We start from the raw sequence: 17,756 nt of genomic DNA, 5'->3' as shown, positions 1-17,756 counted from the left end.
GGCCCATGTGGACCTCGCCCGCAACGCGAGCGCGCGCTGTCCGGGTGCCTGACGAACCCGCGACCCCCCTCCCGCCGCCCCCGCTGAAGGTCAACTCCATGACGGCCTCGCCCGAGCTCCGCACCCTCCCGACGATCCCCGGCCCCGGCCGCACCGACGTCCCCGACGTCGGCGCACCCCGCCCCGGCTCTCCCGACCTGCTCCGTTCCGTCTTCCGGCAGCACGCCGCCGGTGTGGCGGTGATCACCGCGTACGGGGAGCGTCCGGTCGGCTTCACCGCCACCTCCCTCAACTCCGTGGCCGCCGAACCCCCGCTGATCTCCTTCGGCGTCGGCACCGGCTCCTCGAGCTGGCCCGTACTCGCCGAGGCCGAGCACGTCGGCGTCCACATACTCGGCGAGCACCAGCGGGACCTGGCCACGACCTTCGCCCGCAGCGGTGCCGACCGGTTCGCCGCGCCCACCCGCTGGCGCCGGGGCCCGGAGGGCGTTCCGGTCCTCGACGGCGTGCTGGCCTGGCTGGTGTGCCGGGTGGCGGCCCGCGTCCCGGCCGGCGACCACCGGATCGTCATAGCCGAGGTCGTCGCCGGCGACCCGAGGGGCGACGGCGCGACCGCCCCTGACGCCCCCGGTGGCGGGGGCCGTCCGCTGCTGTACCACCAGGGTCGCTTCAACGCCCTGCGCGACTGAGAGTTCCCGTGCGCCCCCGGTCGGGGGCGTTGGCAAGGTCACACGGCTGAGCGCTTGCTTACCGGTAACGAACTGGCTGTACTGGCGAGTAATATTTCGGAGGGGGCTACCGAGGCCCCGACCGGAAACCCGCCCTTCAGGCGCCTATGCTGCGAGCAGCAACGCAGCCCAGTTATGACGATGCAGTAGGAGAGCCGGCGTGAGCTTGAGGATCGTTGTCTGTGTGAAGTACGTGCCGGACGCCACTGGCGACCGGAAGTTCGCCGATGACCTGACGGTCGACCGCGACGACGTCGACGGCCTCCTTTCGGAGCTCGACGAGTACGCGGTCGAGCAGGCGCTGCAGATCGCCGAAGAGGCGGACGACGCCGAGGTCACCGTGCTCACGGTCGGCCCGGAGGACGCCAAGGACGCCCTGCGCAAGGCGCTGTCCATGGGCGCCGACAAGGCCGTCCACGTCGAGGACGACGACCTGCACGGCACCGACGTCATGGGCACCTCGCTGGTGCTCGCCAAGGCGATCGAGAAGACCGGCTACGACCTGGTCATCGCCGGCATGGCCTCCACCGACGGCACCATGGGTGTCCTCCCGGCCATCCTCGCCGAGCGCCTGGGTGTCCCGCAGGTCACCCTGCTCTCCGAGGTCTCCGTCGAGGACGGCGTCGTCAAGGGCCGCCGTGACGGCGACACCGCCTCCGAGCAGCTCGAGGCATCGCTGCCGGCCGTCGTCTCCGTGACGGACCAGTCGGGCGAGGCCCGCTACCCGTCCTTCAAGGGCATCATGGCCGCCAAGAAGAAGCCGGTGGAGTCCCTGGACCTCTCCGACCTCGACATCGAGGCCGACGAGGTCGGCCTGGAGGGCGCCTGGACCAAGGTCGACTCGGCGGACGAGCGCCCGGCGCGCACCGCGGGCACGATCGTCAAGGACGAGGGCGAGGGCGGCAAGCAGTTGGCCGAGTTCCTCGCGAGCCAGAAGTTCATCTAGCCGATCTCCCGGGGCGCGGCCCCGGGACCGGCGGGCTCGCGCAGAGCCATCAGACCGCCCCCTTTTCGTTCGCAGGAGATTGAAGTCCCATGGCTGACATCCTCGTCTACGTCGACCACGTCGACGGAGCCGTCCGCAAGCCCACGCTGGAGCTGCTGACGCTGGCCCGCCGCCTGGGCGAGCCGGTCGCCGTCGCCCTCGGCAACGGCGCCGCCGACACCGCCGCCGTCCTCGCCGAGCACGGTGCCGTCAAGGTCCTCACCGCCGACGCCGCCGAGTTCGCCGACTACCTCGTCGTCCCGAAGGTCGACGCCCTCCAGGCCGCGTACGACGCCGTGTCCCCGGCCGCCGTGCTCGTCCCGTCCTCCGCCGAGGGCAAGGAGATCGCGGCCCGTCTGGCCGTCCGCATCGGTTCCGGCATCATCACCGACGCCGTGGACCTGGAGGCCGGTGACGAGGGCCCGGTCGCGACGCAGTCCGCGTTCGCCGCCTCGTACACGACCAAGTCCCGCGTCTCCAAGGGCACCCCGGTCATCACCGTGAAGCCGAACTCGGCCCCGGTCGAGGCCGCCCCGGCCGCCGGCACCGTCGAGACCCTCGCCGTCTCCTTCTCGGAGAAGGCCACCGGCACCAAGATCACCGCCCGCACCCCGCGCGAGTCCACCGGCCGCCCGGAGCTCACCGAGGCCGCGATCGTCGTCTCCGGTGGCCGCGGTGTCAACGGCGCCGAGAACTTCGCGATCATCGAGGCGCTCGCCGACTCCCTCGGCGCGGCCGTCGGCGCCTCGCGCGCCGCCGTCGACGCCGGCTGGTACCCGCACTCCAACCAGGTCGGCCAGACCGGCAAGTCGGTCTCGCCGCAGCTCTACATCGCGGCGGGCATCTCCGGTGCCATCCAGCACCGCGCCGGCATGCAGACCTCGAAGACCATCGTCGCCATCAACAAGGACGCCGAGGCCCCGATCTTCGACCTCGTCGACTACGGCGTGGTGGGCGACCTCTTCGACGTCGTTCCGACGCTGACCGAGGAGGTCAAGGCCCGCAAGGGCTGATGACCACCGGCTGACCAGCGGTTCTGTCGGTCCCGGGGCCGCACGGCGAACTCTCGCCGTGCGGCCCCGAGCCGTTTCGGACAACCATTGACGCAGGTCCCGGCGGACTACTAACTTCGCTATACGGATTGTAGATTCCGTGCAGCGGAAAACAGGAGGATGTGGGATGGGTCAGCAGGACAAGGTGTCGACGAGCCTCGCGGGCGCGGTCAGCGAGGACATCAGCGCCTCCCTCGCCGCCGTGGACGCCGAGCTGGACCGTCGCTACCCGGGAGACCCCGGCACCCGCCAGCCCGTCCACACCGTCTACGTCCCCGGCAACGTCTTCGACGCCGGCACCATCCGCTCCTGGGGCGACCAGGCCCTCGCCGCCCTCGACGAGCACGCCCCCGACGCCGCCACCTTCGCCGCCGTCCTCGGCCTCGCCGACGACCTCGCCGAGGACGTCTACGGCCGCGTCCGCGCCAAGCTGGAGCGCGAGCCCATCGAGGACCTCCGGGTCGACTTCGAGGACGGCTACGCGGGGACGGACGAGGACCACGACGCCGCCCGCGCCGCCCGGATCATCACCGACGCCTACGCGGACCTCAGCGCCGCCCCGTACATGGGCATCCGCATGAAGTGCATGGAGGCCGCCGTACGCGACCGCGGCATCCGCACCACCGACGTCTTCCTCACCGGCCTCATGGAGAACGGCGGCCTGCCCGAGGGCCTCGTCCTCACCCTCCCCAAGGTCACCTACCCGGAGCAGGTCACCGCCTTCGTCCGCCTTCTCGAAGCCTTCGAGAAGGCCCACGGCCTCGACGCCGGCCGCCTCGGCTTCGAGATCCAGATCGAGACCAGCCAGGCCATCCTCGCCGCCGACGGCACCGCCACCGTCGCCCGCATGATCGACGCCGCCGAGGGCCGCGCCACCGGCCTGCACTACGGCACCTTCGACTACAGCGCCTGCCTCGGCGTCTCCGCCGCCTACCAGGCCAGCGACCACCCCGCCGCCGACCACGCCAAGGCGATCATGCAGGTCGCCGCCGCCGGCACCGGCGTACGTGTCTCCGACGGCTCCACCAACGTCCTCCCGGTCGGCCCCACCGCCCACGTCCACGAGGCGTGGAAGCTCCACTACGGCCTCACCCGCCGCGCCCTGGCCCGCGCCTACTACCAGGGCTGGGACATGCACCCCGGCCACATCCCCACCCGCTACGCCGCCGTCTTCGCCTTCTACCGCGAGGGCTTCCGGACCGCCGCCAAGCGCCTGTCCGCCTACGCCAACCACGCGGGCGGCGACGTCATGGACGAGCCCGCCACCGCCAAGGCCCTCAGCTCCTACCTGCTGCGCGGCATCGACTGCGGCGCCCTGGACACCGCCGAGGTCGACGCCCTCACCGGCCTCACCCGCACCGACCTCGCCCGCTTCGCCGCCCCGCGCCGCGGGGACCTCACCGCGACGAACCGGTAACGGTCGGGTCCCGGCCGCGAAGGCCCGCGCGGAGCCGCCGCACCCGCCCCGTACCCTGTACGCGTTCATCACAGCCGAACAGGGAACGGGGCACGGGTGTCTTCGGGGGAGTACGAGCGGCTCGCCGGCCGCTATCGGGTCGTGCGGCAACTCGGGCGCGGCGGCATGGGAGTCGTCTGGCGCGCGGTCGACGAGGTCCTCGGACGCGAGGTCGCCGTCAAGGAACTGCGCACCTACAACGACGCGTCGGGTCCCGAACTCGACGACCTGCGGCTGCGGATGCAGCGCGAGGCACGGGCCGCGGCACGGGTCCGCCACCCCGGAGTCGTCGCCGTCCACGACGTGACCGACCACGAGGGCCGGCCCGTCATCGTCATGGAGCTCGTCGACGGGCCCTCGCTCGACGGCGTCCTCGGCGAACGCGGCACCCTCCCGCCCCGCGAGGTCGCCAAGATCGGCGCCGCCGTCCTGGAGGCGCTGGCCGCCGCCCACGACGTCGGCGTCCTCCACCGCGACGTGAAGCCGGGCAACGTCCTGCTGGACCGCGGAGGCCGGGTCGTCCTCACCGACTTCGGCATCGCCGCGATGGAGGACCCCGGCGACGGCTCCGCCACCCATCTCACGCGCAGCGGCGAGATCGTCGGCTCCCTGGACTACCTGGCACCCGAGCGCGCCCAGGGGCAGCAGCCCGGCCCCGCCTCGGACGTCTGGGCGCTCGGCGCCACCCTGTACGCGGCGGTCGAGGGCGCCTCGCCGTTCCGCCGCACCTCCACCTGGTCGACGCTGAACGCCATCGTCGTCGAGCCCCTCCCCGAGCCCCGCAACGCGGGCCCGCTCGCACCGGTCCTCCAGCAGCTCATGCACAAGGACCCGGCCCAGCGCCCCGACGCGCGGACGGCGGCGCGCCTGCTGACGGCGGTCGCGGAAGGCGGCGACGCGCCCTCCGGCCCGGCGGGCCCGTCCTTCACCACGCCGCCCGCGTCGACCGCACCGACCGCGCCGCCCGTCGCGCAGGCGCACCTGTGGGTGCCGACGGAGCCGGACGCCGTACCGCTCCGGCCGGAGGGGGCCTTCGGTCCCGCCGGATCGCCGGCGGCGCCGGCGGCGGTGCCCGGGTTCGGCGCCCCGACGCCCGCGGCGCCGTACGGCGTGCCCGGCGGACCGGTGGGGCCGGTGGGGTCCGCGGAGACCGGTGGGGCTTACGGGCCGGGCGGATCGCCGGCGCCGCTGCCGGCCGCCGGCGCTTTCGGCGCTCCGACGCCCGCGGGTACGGGTGCGGGTGGGCCGGCGGGGCCTGTGACCGCGCCGCAGGGCGTTGCGGGCGGGGCCGCCGTCCCGAGCCGGCGCGCCGGCAGGGCCGGGCGGAGCCGCTCCGGCGTGCTGATCGCCGCCGCGGTCGCCGCCGTGCTGCTCATCGGCGGCGGTGTGACGTACGCCCTGATCGACCGGGACGGTGGCGCCGGGCAGGAACAACTGGCCGACGGACGGTCGCCGGCGGGCCCGGACGCGGGTGCGGACCACGGCCGGGTGCTCGACCCGGGCGCACCGGGCGCGGGCGGGGCCGAGACCGGCAGCCCGTCCGCGTCCGCGACACCGTCGAAGGACGGCGCGAAGAAGTCCGCCTCCCCCTCGCCCTCCGCGAGGACGACGAAGGCACCCGTCGCGGGCGGCTCGTCCGGCGGTACGACGACGGGCGGGACGACCGGCGGCAGCGGCGGCACGACCGGCGGCTCGACCACGACGAGCGGCGCCGGCGGTACGGCCACGACGCCCGCGCCCGTCTGCTTCGCCCGGGGCGGCGGAAAGTACGACTGCCAGGTGTGGCGCACCGAGAAGACGTACAGCCACGGGGGAGGCCAGATGGGCATCCTGAACGCCGGCACGAACTACTTCTACTGCCAGTCCGACCTCGGCCGCCGCGAGACCTACGGCGAGTGGACCAACGTCTGGTGGGCCAGGACCGACGACGACAGCGGCAACACCGGCGTGTACTTCAGCGTCGTCTACATCAAGGGCGGCGACAACGACCAGCCGCTCCCGGGCCTGCCCGTCTGCTGACGGGCGGCTGACCGCCCGGCCTCGCGACCGCCCGGCCGGGCGTACGGCCTGGCGGCGCGGGCGTCAGGCCGGGGGCGGAGGGATCTCGCCGGAGCCGCGGGGGATCAGGCGGGTCTCCAGGATCACCGTCGTCGGCGTCTCGTCGACCCCGTCGAGGCGCCGGAAGAGCCGTTCCGCCGCCGTGCGGCCGAGTGCCGCCGCGTCCTGGGCGATGACGGTGATGCCGAGCAGATCGGCGAGCTCGATGTCGTCGAAACCGACGAGGGCCACCCGCCGTTCGCGCTCCGCGAGGACCCGTACGGCGGTGACCGTCACCCGGTTGTTGCCCGCGAACAGGGCCGTCACCGGCTCCGGTCCGGACAGCATCGACCCGACCGCCTCCGCCACCCGCTCCGGGTCCGTCGACCCGAGCGACACCCACGCCTCTGCCACCTCGAGGCCCGCGTCCTCCATGGCCGCCCGGTAACCGCGCAGCCGCTCGGTCGCCGTGTGGATGCGGGGCCGGTCGCCGATGAACCCGATGCGGCGGTGGCCGTGCGCGATGAGATGCGCCACGCCCGCCCGGGCACCGCCGAAGCTGTCCGAGAGCACCACGTCCGCCTCGATCCCGCCGGCCGGGCGGTCCACGAAGACCGTGGCCACGCCGGCCCGGATCTCCGGTTCCAGATAACGGTGGTCCCCGCCCGCCGGGATGACGATGAGTCCGTCCACGCGCCGCGCGCACAGCGCGAGCGCCAGCTCCTGCTCCCGCTCCGGGTCCTCCGCGCTGGAGCCGTTGATGAGCAGCGCGCCGTGGGCCCGCGCGACCTCCTCGACGGCGCGGCTCAGCGGACCGTAGAAGGGGTCGGCCAGGTCCTCCAGGACCAGCCCGACCGACGCCGTCCGTCCCTTGCGCAGCACCCGGGCGCTGTCGTTGCGGCGGAAGCCGAGTGCGTCGATGGCCTCCTGGACGCGGCGTTCGGTGTCGGGCGTGACGCCCGCCTCGCCGTTGACGACCCGCGAGACGGTCTTGAGACCGACCCCGGCCCGGGCGGCGACGTCCTTCATCGTGGGCCGATTGCCGTAACGGTGCTCGGGGCGGCGGGCGATGTCGGCCACGGTGCGCGGTTCCTCCGTCGTGTGCGGGGTCATCGGTGTCGGTCCCGATGTCGGTCCGTCTCGATCTCGTTGCTGTCGAGCATAGGGCCTGGACAACGTTGTCAGAGCGGGGAAGACTGTAGGTCACACCCACTGCCCCCACGGAGACACGGAGCCCATGCGCACTGACCTCGTCGTCGCCCTCGACATCGGTGGCACCAAGATCGCCGGAGCGCTGGTCGACGGGGACGGCCGGATCCGGGTGCGGGCCCAGCGGCCCACGCCCGCGCGCGAGGACGGCGAGACGGTGATGCGGGCGGTGGCGGCCGTGCTCGACGAGCTCTCCGGCTCACCGCTGTGGGCGTCGGCGGTCGCCGTTGGCATCGGCAGCGCCGGCCCGGTCGACGCCTCGGCCGGCACCGTCAGTCCGGTCAACGTGCCCGGCTGGCGCGCCTTTCCCCTCGTCGAGCGGGTCCACCGGGCGGCCGGCGGACGGCCCGTCACGCTCGTCGGCGACGGCGTCGCCATGACGGCCGCCGAGCACTGGCAGGGCGCGGCCCGCGGCCACGACAACGCGCTCTGCCTCGTCGTCTCCACGGGTGTCGGCGGCGGGCTCGTCCTGGACGGACGCATTCACCCGGGCCCCACCGGCAACGCCGGTCACATCGGCCACATCAGCGTGGACCTCGACGGCGATCCGTGCGCGTGCGGAGCGCGCGGCTGCGTCGAACGGATCGCCAGCGGGCCGCACATCGCCCGCCGCGCCCTGGAGAACGGCTGGCGCCCCGGGCCCGACGGCGACACCTCCGCCGCCGCGGTGGCCGTCGCCGCCCGCGCGGGCGACCCCGTGGCCGTCGCCTCCTTCGAGCGCGCCGCCCGCGCCCTCGCCGCCGGGATCGCGGCCACCGCCACGCTCGTCGAGGTCGACATCGCCGTGGTCGGCGGCGGAGTGGCGGGCGCCGGCGAGGTCCTCTTCGCACCGCTGCGGCGCAGCCTCCGCTCGTACGCCACGCTCTCCTTCGTGCGGGGCCTCACCGTCGTCCCCGCCCTCACCGGCACGGACGCCGGCCTCCTGGGCGCGGCGGCCGCGGCGCTTCCGGACGCCGCCGGCGGCTGAACGGGCGTGCCGGGACCGGGGCCCTTGGCGCCATGTCGGGCCCGGTCCCCTAGGTGCCGGGCCCGGCCGGCGCGGGGCCTCAGCCCCGTACCGACTCCGCGGAGCGCTGTTCCACGATCACCAGGAACGTGTCCGACTCCAGGTCCATGACCACGCGCGCGGGCAGGCCCTCCTCGCGGCGCGCGTTGGCGAACTCCTCCGCGGGCCAGCTCCCTCGCGGCCCACCGGCCGGAAATCGCTCCAAAACCGTACGGTCCATCTCCGCACCCCCTCGTGCTCGCCGTTTCCAACGACGGTCCCTCGTGAAGTGTTACGCCGGGGAACGGGACCCCGGTTCCCCCGGGGGGTTTCCGTGGCAGGGTGGTGCGGGCAGTCCACTGGGGCCAACCGAAGAGGGGGAATCGTGATCGTCTGGATCAACGGTGCGTTCGGCGCGGGAAAGTCCAGCACCGCGCGCGAGCTGGTCGATCTGATCCCGAACAGCACGCTGTACGACCCGGAGCTCACGGGCGGCGCCATCGGCCGGATGCTCCCGCGGAAGCGTCTCGCGGAGGTGACCGACTTTCAGGATCTGCCGATCTGGCGCCGCATGGTCGTGGACACCGCGGCCGCCCTGCTCGCCGAGATGGGCGGGGTGCTCGTGGTTCCGATGACCCTGCTCCGGCAGGAGTACCGGGACGAGATCTTCGGCGGGCTCGCCGCCCGGAGGATCGAGGTGCGGCATGTGGTGCTCACTCCCGACGAAACGATCCTTCGCGGCCGGATCGACAGCCGCGCCGCCTTCGCCGGCGACCCGGACACCGACCCGGCACAGACCGGTGCCGGGACCCCCGTGGGCGGCGAGACCGCCGCCGAGGCCGCGGCCCGCGCCCGCCGCTGGTGTCTCGACCACATCGACCCCTACCGCGCCGCCCTCGACGGCTGGCTCTCCGCCGACGCGTACGCCGTCGACAACTCCGCGCTCACGGCCGCCGAGACCGCCCGGGCGGTCGCCGACGCCGTCACGGCCGGCCACGCGGCACCCTGCGGCATCGTCCAGACCCCCGAGCCCACCGGCGAGACCCTGGCCGCCGGCGTGCTGCTTTTCGACGAACAGGACCGCTTCCTGCTCGTCGACCCCACCTACAAGCCGGGCTGGGAGTTCCCCGGCGGCGTCGTCGAACGCGGCGAACCGCCCGCCCGCGCCGGCATGCGGGAGGTCGCCGAGGAGATCGGGCTCCACCTCGACACCGTCCCCCGCCTGCTCCTCGTCGACTGGGAACGCCCGCAGCCGCCCGGTTACGGCGGACTCCGCCTCCTCTTCGACGGGGGCCTCCTGCCGGCCGCCGACGCCGACCGCCTGCTGCTGCCCGGCGCCGAACTGCGCGCCTGGCGCTTCGTCACCGAGGCCGAGGCCGCCGATCTGCTGCCGCCCGTCCGCTACCACCGCCTCCGCTGGGCCCTGCGCGCCCGCGAGCGCGGCACGGTCCTCAACCTGGAGGCGGGCGTCCCGGTCGGCTGACCCCACGGCGGCGCCCCGGGGCCGGACCGCCCCCGGCCCCGGGCCGCCACCGTCCGGCGACCACCGCTCACCAGGCCAACGGACGGACGGCGACCGGAGGATGGCGACCGGAGGATGGCGACCGGAGGATGGCGACCGCCGTCCGGCGACCGCCGTCCGGCGACCGGGGGCGGGACGGCCCTCAGAGGTCCCCGGCCGCCGCCTTCTCCAGCCGCTCCGCCGTGTCGGTCGTCACCGGCTCGCCGTGCCCGCAGCACAGCACCGACGGGCGCAGCCCGGCCAGCCGGCGCATCGAGGACAGGGCCTCGGCGCGGTCCACGTGGAAGACGCCGAACATCACGTCCGGCACCGACGCCACCGTGTCGCCGGTGAACAGCACACCGTGGCGCGGGAGATGGACCGCGAGCGAGCCCGGGGTGTGACCGGGGGTGTGGAGGGCCACCGCTCCGTCGCCGAAGCCGAGCGGCTCGCCGTCCGCGACCTCCCGGTCGACCCGGGTCGGCGGGGCCTCGGGGACGGTGAGGCCGTGCGCGTACAGCGGCAGCTCCCAGTCGAGCAGATCCGGTTCGGGGACCGGGAGTTCGCCCCGGATGACCGGGGCGTCCGAGGCGTGCGCCAGGATCTCGGCACCGAAGCGGTCCGCGATCTCCTGCGCCGCGCCCACATGGTCGCGATGGCAGTGGGTGAGCACGATCCGGCGGATGCGGGACGGGTCGAGACCCGCCCCGCGCAGCCCCGACTCGATCTCGTCGGCCGCGCCCGCCCACCCGGCGTCGATCAGGGTCAGCTCCGTGTCCTCCCCGGTGCCGTCCTGCGCGCCGTCGCGCCACAGATACGCCTGGCCGATCGGGAAGCGGAGCATGTGCAGGCGGGGAGTGATCTCTATGAGGTCCATACGGGGAACGTACGTCCACGGCGCCGTCCCCGGGCCGGTCTACGCTCTGGGCGAGTTCCGCCCAGAGCGTGACGCCTGCGCCATCAGGCCCTTGAGCGCGCGTAGTTCAGCAGGAAGTGCGCCTCCGCGATGGCCAGCCGCTCCAGTTCCTGCGGCGAGACCGACTCGTTCACCGCGTGGATCTGCGCGTCCGGCTCGCTCAGGCCGATCAGCAGGATCTCGGACTCCGGGTAGAGCGTGGCCAGCGTGTTGCACAGCGGGATCGAGCCGCCCATGCCCGCCGTCTGCATCTCCTCGCCCGGGTACGCGACCTTCATCGCCTCCGCCATCGAGACGTACGCCGGGCTCGACGTGTCCGCCTGGAACGCCTGCCCCTGGCCGACCTGCTCCAGGCTGACCCGCGCGTTCCACGGCGTGTGCTTCTCGATGTGCGCGTACAGCAGCTCCGTCGCCTTCGCCGCGTCCTGACCGGGCGGCACGCGCAGGCTGATCTGCGCGCGGGCCGTCGCCGGGATCGACGGCGTCGCGCCCGCCACCGGATGGGCGTCGATGCCGATGACCGTCACGGCGGGCCGCGCCCAGATGCGGTCGGCGACCGTGCCGTTGCCCGGCAGCTCCACCCCGTCAAGCACCTTCGCGTCCTTGCGGAAGTCGGCCTCCGGATACTGCAGGCCCTCCCATACCGCGTCCGCCGGCAGCCCGTCGATGACGGTCGAACCGTCCTCCGCCCGCAGCGAGTCCAGTACGCGGATCAGCGCCGCCAGCGCGTCCGGCGCGGCCCCGCCGAACTGCCCCGAGTGCAGGTTGCCCTGGAGCGTGTCGATGGTGACCCGGATCATCGTCATGCCGCGCAGCGTGGCCGTCACGGTCGGCAGCCCGACCCGGAAGTTGCCCGCGTCACCGATGACGATCGCGTCCGCCGCGAGGAGCTCGGGGTGCGCCTCCGCGTAACGCTCCAGACCGCCCGTGCCCTGCTCCTCCGAGCCCTCCACGATCACCTTGACGGTGACCGGCACGCCGCCGTTCGCCTTCAGGGCGCGCAGCGCCAGCAGGTGCATGATGAAGCCGCCCTTGCAGTCCGCCGCGCCGCGCCCGTACCAGCGGCCGTCCTCCCGCTCGGTCAACCGGAACGGCGGCGTCACCCACGCCGACTCCACCAGCATCGGCTGCACGTCGTAGTGCGCGTACAGCAGGACGGTCGGCGCGCCGGCCGGGCCGGGCAGCACGCCGTACACCGACTGCGAACCGTCCGGGGTGTCGAGCAGCGCCACGTCCTCGAAGCCCTCGGCGCGCAGCGCGCCGGCCACCCAGTTCGCGGCGGCCTCGCACTCGCTGCGCGGGGCGACGGCCTCGTCCGCGACCGACTGGAAGGCCACCAGCTCCGTCAGCTCCGCCTTGGCGCGGGGCATCAGGGATGCGACGGTCTCGGCGATCGGATTCGCGGTCATGGGCACGCTCCTGGTGGGTGCGACGTTGTCAGGACGACGCCGTGTATCGGTTGTACGGCGAACGCATGGCCGATCCTACGGCGCAGGGCGACACGGCCGGGCCCCGCTACCGAGCCGTAGGATGCGTGCAGAGCAGGAACGACCGGTCGGATCAGGAGCAGAAGCACATCGTGAGCAGCGAGAACGCAGACGCCGGAGCGGCAGAGACGGACGCGTCCGGAGCGGGGGCGGGGGCGGTGGGTCCGGACGAGGACCGCACCGTCTGGGACGTGGTCGTGGTGGGCGCCGGACCCGCCGGAGCCTCCGCGGCGTACGCGGCGGCCGTCGCCGGACGCCGGGTGCTGCTCCTGGAGAAGGCCGAGCTGCCCCGCTACAAGACCTGCGGCGGCGGCATCATCGGCCCCTCGCGCGACGCGCTGCCGCCCGGCTTCGAACTGCCCCTGCAGGACCGTGTGCACGCCGTCACCTTCTCCCTCGAAGGCCGCTTCGCGCGCACCCGGCGCTCCCGCCGCATGCTGTTCGGCCTCATCAACCGGCCCGAGTTCGACGCCCGGCTGGTCGAGCACGCCCAGAAGGCGGGCGCCGAGCTGCGCACCGGGGTCACCGTCACGCGCGTCGAGCAGCACGGCCCGGCCGTTCCGGACCGCCGGACCGTCGCCGTCGTCCTCGCCGACGGCGAGACCGTGCTGGCCCGTGCCGTGGTCGGCGCCGACGGCAGCGCGAGCCGGATAGGCGCGCACGTCGGCGTGAAGCTCGGCCAGGTCGACCTCGGCCTGGAGGCGGAGATCCCGGTGCCGCCGTCGGTCGCCGAGGACTGGAAGGGGCGCGTCCTCATCGACTGGGGCCCGCTGCCGGGCAGTTACGGCTGGGTGTTCCCCAAGGGCGACACGCTGACCGTCGGCGTCATCTCGGCGCGCGGCGAGGGCGCCGCCACCAAGCGCTATCTGGAGGACTTCATCGCGCGGCTCGGCCTCGCGGGCTTCGAGCCGGCGATCTCCTCGGGGCACCTGACCCGTTGCCGCACCGACGACTCCCCGCTGTCCCGCGGCCGGGTCCTGGTCTGCGGCGACGCGGCCGGCCTCCTCGAACCGTGGACGCGCGAGGGCATCTCGTTCGCGCTGCGCTCGGGACGGCTCGCGGGGGAGTGGGCGGTCCGGATCGCCGAGGCGGGCGACGCGGTGGACGCGCGTCGGCAGGCACTCAACTACGCCTTCGCCATCAAGGCCGGGCTGGGTGTCGAGATGGCCGTCGGCCGGCGGATGCTGGCCGTCTTCGAGCGGCGGCCGGGGCTGCTGCACGCGGCCATCACCGGCCTGCGGCCCGCATGGCGGGCGTTCACGGACATCACGCGCGGGGCGACGACTTTGGCCGGCCTGGTCCGGGGCAACGGCCTCGCGCACCGCGCCCTCGACCTGCTCGACCGCCGGATGGACACGTCGGCGGGCGTGGGGCCGGTGGGGCGGGGTGTGGCGCCGCGCAAGGAGGACGGCGCGGCTGCCGACGAGACGCCGGAGGGAACGCCGGGCGGAACGCCGGGCGGTGCGGGGGACGCCGGCGGGGACAACGACGGTGGCGCGGCCGAGCCGAGGGTGCCCGAGGCGTCCTGAAGCGTCCCCGGTGGCCGGAGCGCCAGAGGGGGCTGAGGGGCCTGGGGCCTGAGGGCCGAGTCGGGCTGGCGGGCGTGACGCGGCCCGCTCGACGGGTACGACAGGGCGGTACGGAGGATCTCCGTGCCGCCCTCACGCGTGGGCGGTCGGGGTGATCCGGAAGACGGGGTGCCTGGGCGCGATGGCGCGCAGCTCGGCGTCGGTGGAGTCGGGTCCCACCCCCTGGAAGAAGACGCCGACCTCGGCCTTCCAGCGCTCGAGGTAGGCGCGGAGCAGGGCGGGCTTGTCGTCGTCCGCGATCTCGACGGCGGTGAACGGCTGCACGTGCTTGCCGAGGTGCAGCTCGCCGCCGCCCGCCGCCCGCATGTTGTGCGTCCACTGGACGTGACCGCGCGGGGCGATGAGGTACTGGGCGCCGTCCACCGTCAGCAGGTTGACGGGGGTGCGGCGCCATTCGCCGCTCTTGCGGCCGCGTACGGCGAGGACGCGGGAGCCCCAGACGCTGATGCCCCGGCGGGTCATCCAGGCGACCGCCCGGTTGACGACGTTGACCGCGAACCAGCCGGGCTTGAGGACGTGGTGGTCGGGCGCGGGGGTGGGGGACATCGGGATCTCCTTGAGCGGGCGGCGCCGGTGAGCACTGCTCCAAACTGTGAGCACTGATCTCGGTTGAGAACAGTGTGCACGGATCGCCGCACTCGGGCAAGAGCAGTGCTCTCGTTTCGGTGCGGTGCTCTGAACGTGGCACACTGCTCGCCATGACCAGCGTCCAAGGAGCCCGCGCCCGCGCGCGGGTCGAGATCACCGCCGCCATCAAGGACGAGGCCCGCCGCCAGCTCGCCGCCGAGGGCGCCGCCAAGCTCTCCCTGCGCGCCGTCGCCCGGGAGCTCGGCATGGTCTCCTCCGCGCTCTACCGCTACTTCCCGAGCCGCGACGACCTGCTGACCGCGCTCATCATCGACGCCTACGACGCCGTCGGCGCCGCGGCGGAACGGGCCCACGCCGCCGCCGAGGCCGCGGCCCCGCGCGACCACCTCGCCCGGTGGACCGCCGTGTGCCGCGCCGTCCGCGCGTGGGCCGTCGAGCACCCCCACGAGTACGCGCTCATCTACGGCTCCCCGGTCCCCGGCTACACCGCCCCCCAGGACACCGTCGCGCCGGCCTCCCGCGTCGGCCTGCTCCTGGTCTCCGTCGCCCGGGCCGCGTACCGCGACCGCGGCATCGCCCTGCCGCCGCTCCCGGCCACCCTGCACCCCGAGGCGGAACGACTCGCCGCCGACCTGGCCCCCGACCTCCCGCCGGCCGTCGCCACCGCCCTCGTCTTCGCCTGGGCCCAGCTCTTCGGCCTCATCTCCTTCGAGGTCTTCGGCCAGTTCAACCGCATCGTCGAGGACCGCGACGCCTTCTTCACCACCGCCGCCGAACGCCTCGGCCGCGAGACGGGCCTCCTCCCGAAGCCCTGACGCGGGCCGAGGCGCCGCGCCAAGGGCTACGCCTCGGCGCCCCCTGGAACAGGGAACGCGGGCGCGCCCTTGGGCCCCTGGCCTCGGACCTGAGCCCGCCTACGAGTCGGGCCTGGTGCGCCCCGGCTGGCTGGGCTGACACCGGCCGGCCGGCGCGCGGTCGGCGTACCGGGTCTACGACCAGGTGATGGCGGAGTTCTCCCGCCACAGCTTCGCCAGGGACGCGTCGCCGGTGACGGTCACGGCCTCCTGCGGAAGCCGGTTCCACAGCGTCAGATAGAGCCGGTCGGCGGGGCCGCTCACCTCGCAGTCGGCCGGTCCCTCCGCATCGGTCCGGGTGCGGGGCGCCTCGGGCGACAGCCGTACGGTCCAGACGTCACCGGTGTCGGTGGCGCGGACCCGCAGGGTGCGCGGCTCGGGCGTGCGCACCCGGCTCCGGTCGCGGCCGTGGAAGGCGCGGAGGAGCTCGTCGACGCCGTCGGCGGCGAGGGCCGGGTCCACCGGGCCGGGCCCGGAGGCGAGCGCCGACTCGGCGTCGGCCCGGTGCACGGTCGTCTCGTGCGCCTGGCGCCGCGCCCAGAACGCGAGCGGCGACGGCGCGGGCAGGAAGGTCCAGCACTCCAGGTCGGCGGGCGCCTCGCGCAGGGCGGTCACCAGACGGGCGTGCCCGTCGCGGACGTACGCGAGGAGCGCGTCGCCGTCGAGGTCGGTCTCGCCGCCGTCGGGGTGGTACGAGGTGTGCCCCTCGACGATGAAGGCGGTGGCCCAGCGGTGGACCATCGTGATGTGCCGCAGCAGGTCGCGGACCCGCCAGCCGGGGCAGGCGGTGACCTCGGCGTCCGGTCCGGCCGCCGACGCGGCGTCCAGGAGGGCCTTGCCGGCGGAGTCGAGCGCGTCGATGTGGGCGTCGGTGCTCAAGGTGTCCATGACCGGATTATCGCGTCCTGCCGCTGGGGTAGGGGTTGTTGGGCTTCCGTCGAGCCCTCGGCCGGTGCCCCGGCCGTCGGCTCCGATGGACGGCGACGGGCACGCAGGCCGGGGACGGGGGGCTACCGCCGGCCGATCGGTGGCCCCGCACCGATCTCGCGCCCGGCGCCGACTCAGCCCCGCCCCGCGGTCTCGGCCGTCCTGGTGTTCCGCGCGGCATAGCCCATGGCGGCCGCACCGGCGGCGAGGACGGCGACCGTGGTGAGGGCCACCGGCAGGGAGAACCAGTCCGCGAGGAAACCGATGGACGGCGGTCCGAGCAGCATGCCGCCGTAACCCAGGGTGGAGGCGGTCGCGGCGCCGCTCGGTCCCGCGAGGGCGCCGGCGCGGGCGACCGCGACGGGGAAGATGTTGGCGAGCCCGAGACCGGTCACGGCGAAGCCGAGCAGCGCGGCCCACACCGTCGGGGCGAGCGCCCCGAGCAGCATGCCGGCGGCGGCGGTGAGCCCGCCCGCGACCAGGGTGCGGGTCTGGCCGAGCCGTTCCAGGAGCGCCGTGCCCGAGAGCCGTCCGGCGGTCATGGTCAGGGCGAACAGCGAGTATCCGGCGGCGGCCACGCCCGGGTGCGCGTGCAGGTCCTGCGCCAGGTGCAGGGCGCCCCAGTCGGCCAGCGCGCCCTCCCCGTACGCCGTGCAGAGCGCGATCACGCCGAAGACGAGCACCGTGCGGCGGGTACGGGCGGGTGGCGCGGAGGCCGCTCCGCCACGGCCCGCCGGGTCCGCCGGGTCGGCGGGGGCGGCGGGCAGGGACTCGGGCGGGGCGGGGGAGGGGTGGCGCAGGAGTACGGGACCGGCGGCGGCCGTCAGGAGCAGACCGGCCGCGGTGAGGCCGAGCAGGTGCGCGGTCGGGGACAGGCTTCCGGCGACGAGCCCGCCGAGTCCCGCGCCGAGCATGCCGCCGAGGCTGAAGGCGGCGTGGAAGCTCGGCATCACGGGCCTGCGGAGGGCGGTGACGAGGTCGACGGCGGCGCTGTTCATGGCCACGTTGATGCCGCCGTACGCCGCGCCGAACGCCAGCAGGACAAGGCCGAGGGCGAGCGGCGAGCGGGTGAGCGCGGGCAGGGCCAGGGAGAGGGAGAGCAGGACGGCGGTGACGACGGTGACGGGGTGGCTGCCGTAGCGGCGGCAGAGCCGTCCGGTGAGCGTCATCGTGACGACGGCTCCGGCGGAGACGCCGAGCAGGGCGAGTCCGAGGTCGCCGGCGGAGGCGCCGGTCTGCTGCTTGATGGCCGGGATGCGGACCACCCAGCCGGCGAAGAGGAAGCCGTCGAGTGCGAAGAACAGGGTCAGGGCGAGGCGGAGGCGGGTCAGGGGGAGGGTGGCGGTGTCTCCGCGGGAGCCCCCCGAGGCGGCCCGTACTTTGTTTAGTAGCGGCACAAACTCAGGATAGGGGCCTCCGCCCGACCGTTTCAACCCGTCGGC

General features: G+C 74.4%; 16 protein-coding genes. 9 read left to right on the top strand and 7 right to left on the bottom strand.

Features of this window, described 5'->3' with window-relative positions; translation table 11 throughout:
• Positions 1-98: 98 nt before the first annotated feature.
• From ABZ135_RS00590 to ABZ135_RS00570, 5 genes are all read left to right on the top strand, one after another.
• Positions 99-689, top strand: a complete 591-nt coding sequence (locus tag ABZ135_RS00590) for a flavin reductase family protein (protein ID WP_356690623.1) — start codon at positions 99-101, stop codon at positions 687-689.
• A gap of 199 nt (positions 690-888) precedes the next feature.
• The gene (locus ABZ135_RS00585; protein WP_356690278.1) at positions 889-1,674 is read left to right on the top strand and encodes an electron transfer flavoprotein subunit beta/FixA family protein; all 786 of its coding nucleotides are present in this window, start codon (positions 889-891) and stop codon (positions 1,672-1,674) included.
• Positions 1,675-1,763: 89 nt separating this feature from the next.
• A complete protein-coding gene (locus ABZ135_RS00580; RefSeq protein WP_356690277.1) occupies positions 1,764-2,726 on the top strand; it encodes an electron transfer flavoprotein subunit alpha/FixB family protein in 963 nt (320 codons plus the stop codon).
• Positions 2,727-2,892: 166 nt separating this feature from the next.
• Positions 2,893-4,182 carry an aldolase/citrate lyase family protein gene (locus ABZ135_RS00575; protein WP_356690275.1) on the top strand — a complete coding sequence of 430 codons (1,290 nt, stop codon included), beginning with the start codon at positions 2,893-2,895 and terminating at the stop codon, positions 4,180-4,182.
• Between the two features lie 96 nt (positions 4,183-4,278).
• Positions 4,279-6,240: a protein kinase gene (locus ABZ135_RS00570; RefSeq protein WP_356690273.1), complete on the top strand. Its 1,962-nt coding sequence runs from the start codon at positions 4,279-4,281 to the stop codon at positions 6,238-6,240.
• Between the two features lie 63 nt (positions 6,241-6,303).
• Here the strand turns inward: ABZ135_RS00570 and ABZ135_RS00565 are convergent, their stop codons facing one another.
• On the bottom strand, positions 6,304-7,338 hold the full coding sequence (locus tag ABZ135_RS00565) for a LacI family DNA-binding transcriptional regulator (protein ID WP_356690621.1): 1,035 nt from the start codon (positions 7,336-7,338) through the stop codon (positions 6,304-6,306).
• A 157-nt stretch (positions 7,339-7,495) separates the two neighbouring features.
• On the opposite strand from ABZ135_RS00565, the gene ABZ135_RS00560 reads away from it, so the two are divergent.
• Complete coding sequence (locus ABZ135_RS00560) at positions 7,496-8,434, top strand: ROK family protein (RefSeq protein ID WP_356690271.1); 939 nt, start codon at positions 7,496-7,498, stop codon at positions 8,432-8,434.
• Positions 8,435-8,513: 79 nt separating this feature from the next.
• Here the strand turns inward: ABZ135_RS00560 and ABZ135_RS00555 are convergent, their stop codons facing one another.
• A complete protein-coding gene (locus ABZ135_RS00555; protein WP_356690269.1) occupies positions 8,514-8,693 on the bottom strand; it encodes a hypothetical protein in 180 nt (59 codons plus the stop codon).
• Between the two features lie 144 nt (positions 8,694-8,837).
• Here ABZ135_RS00555 and ABZ135_RS00550 point away from each other — a divergent pair, with 144 nt between their 5' ends.
• Entirely contained in the window at positions 8,838-9,935 is a 1,098-nt protein-coding gene (locus ABZ135_RS00550) for an NUDIX domain-containing protein (RefSeq protein ID WP_356690267.1), read from the top strand.
• Between the two features lie 181 nt (positions 9,936-10,116).
• Here ABZ135_RS00550 and ABZ135_RS00545 read toward each other — a convergent pair whose 3' ends face one another.
• Together ABZ135_RS00545 and ABZ135_RS00540 are read right to left on the bottom strand one after the other, a co-directional pair.
• Positions 10,117-10,830, bottom strand: a complete 714-nt coding sequence (locus ABZ135_RS00545) for an MBL fold metallo-hydrolase (RefSeq protein WP_356690265.1) — start codon at positions 10,828-10,830, stop codon at positions 10,117-10,119.
• An 83-nt stretch (positions 10,831-10,913) separates the two neighbouring features.
• On the bottom strand, positions 10,914-12,278 hold the full coding sequence (locus tag ABZ135_RS00540; protein WP_356690263.1) for a dipeptidase: 1,365 nt from the start codon (positions 12,276-12,278) through the stop codon (positions 10,914-10,916).
• Positions 12,279-12,514: 236 nt separating this feature from the next.
• On the opposite strand from ABZ135_RS00540, the gene ABZ135_RS00535 reads away from it, so the two are divergent.
• The gene (locus ABZ135_RS00535; RefSeq protein WP_356690619.1) at positions 12,515-13,885 is read left to right on the top strand and encodes a geranylgeranyl reductase family protein; all 1,371 of its coding nucleotides are present in this window, start codon (positions 12,515-12,517) and stop codon (positions 13,883-13,885) included.
• Between the two features lie 132 nt (positions 13,886-14,017).
• On the opposite strand, the gene ABZ135_RS00530 is transcribed toward ABZ135_RS00535, so the two are convergent.
• Positions 14,018-14,491, bottom strand: a complete 474-nt coding sequence (locus tag ABZ135_RS00530) for a nitroreductase family deazaflavin-dependent oxidoreductase (RefSeq protein ID WP_356690261.1) — start codon at positions 14,489-14,491, stop codon at positions 14,018-14,020.
• Positions 14,492-14,643: 152 nt separating this feature from the next.
• On the opposite strand from ABZ135_RS00530, the gene ABZ135_RS00525 reads away from it, so the two are divergent.
• Complete coding sequence (locus ABZ135_RS00525) at positions 14,644-15,348, top strand: TetR/AcrR family transcriptional regulator (protein ID WP_356690259.1); 705 nt, start codon at positions 14,644-14,646, stop codon at positions 15,346-15,348.
• Positions 15,349-15,522: 174 nt separating this feature from the next.
• On the opposite strand, the gene ABZ135_RS00520 is transcribed toward ABZ135_RS00525, so the two are convergent.
• Positions 15,523-16,275, bottom strand: coding sequence for a maleylpyruvate isomerase family mycothiol-dependent enzyme (locus ABZ135_RS00520; protein ID WP_356690257.1), 753 nt, complete (start codon positions 16,273-16,275; stop codon positions 15,523-15,525).
• Positions 16,276-16,448: 173 nt separating this feature from the next.
• Positions 16,449-17,711, bottom strand: a complete 1,263-nt coding sequence (locus tag ABZ135_RS00515; protein WP_356690255.1) for an MFS transporter — start codon at positions 17,709-17,711, stop codon at positions 16,449-16,451.
• Positions 17,712-17,756 lie beyond the last annotated feature (45 nt).

It is taken from the genome of Streptomyces sp. NPDC006339 (assembly GCF_040612775.1).
In the GTDB taxonomy this organism is placed as follows: Bacteria; Actinomycetota; Actinomycetes; order Streptomycetales; family Streptomycetaceae; genus Streptomyces.
The sequence above is the reverse complement of the archived record's forward strand: the minus strand, read 5'-3'. Positions and strand labels throughout refer to the sequence as shown.

Excerpts from the sequence above, each read along its gene's own strand:
- ABZ135_RS00590 (WP_356690623.1), top strand. The coding sequence starts at position 99 with ATGACGGCCTCGCCCGAGCTCCGCACCCTCCCGACGATCCCCGGCCCC.
- ABZ135_RS00580 (WP_356690277.1), top strand. The coding sequence starts at position 1,764 with ATGGCTGACATCCTCGTCTACGTCGACCACGTCGACGGAGCCGTCCGC.
- ABZ135_RS00575 (WP_356690275.1), top strand. The coding sequence starts at position 2,893 with ATGGGTCAGCAGGACAAGGTGTCGACGAGCCTCGCGGGCGCGGTCAGC.
- ABZ135_RS00560 (WP_356690271.1), top strand. The coding sequence starts at position 7,496 with ATGCGCACTGACCTCGTCGTCGCCCTCGACATCGGTGGCACCAAGATC.
- ABZ135_RS00555 (WP_356690269.1), bottom strand. The coding sequence starts at position 8,693 with ATGGACCGTACGGTTTTGGAGCGATTTCCGGCCGGTGGGCCGCGAGGG.
- ABZ135_RS00545 (WP_356690265.1), bottom strand. The coding sequence starts at position 10,830 with ATGGACCTCATAGAGATCACTCCCCGCCTGCACATGCTCCGCTTCCCG.
- ABZ135_RS00540 (WP_356690263.1), bottom strand. The coding sequence starts at position 12,278 with ATGACCGCGAATCCGATCGCCGAGACCGTCGCATCCCTGATGCCCCGC.
- ABZ135_RS00530 (WP_356690261.1), bottom strand. The coding sequence starts at position 14,491 with ATGTCCCCCACCCCCGCGCCCGACCACCACGTCCTCAAGCCCGGCTGG.
- ABZ135_RS00525 (WP_356690259.1), top strand. The coding sequence starts at position 14,644 with ATGACCAGCGTCCAAGGAGCCCGCGCCCGCGCGCGGGTCGAGATCACC.
- ABZ135_RS00520 (WP_356690257.1), bottom strand. The coding sequence starts at position 16,275 with ATGGACACCTTGAGCACCGACGCCCACATCGACGCGCTCGACTCCGCC.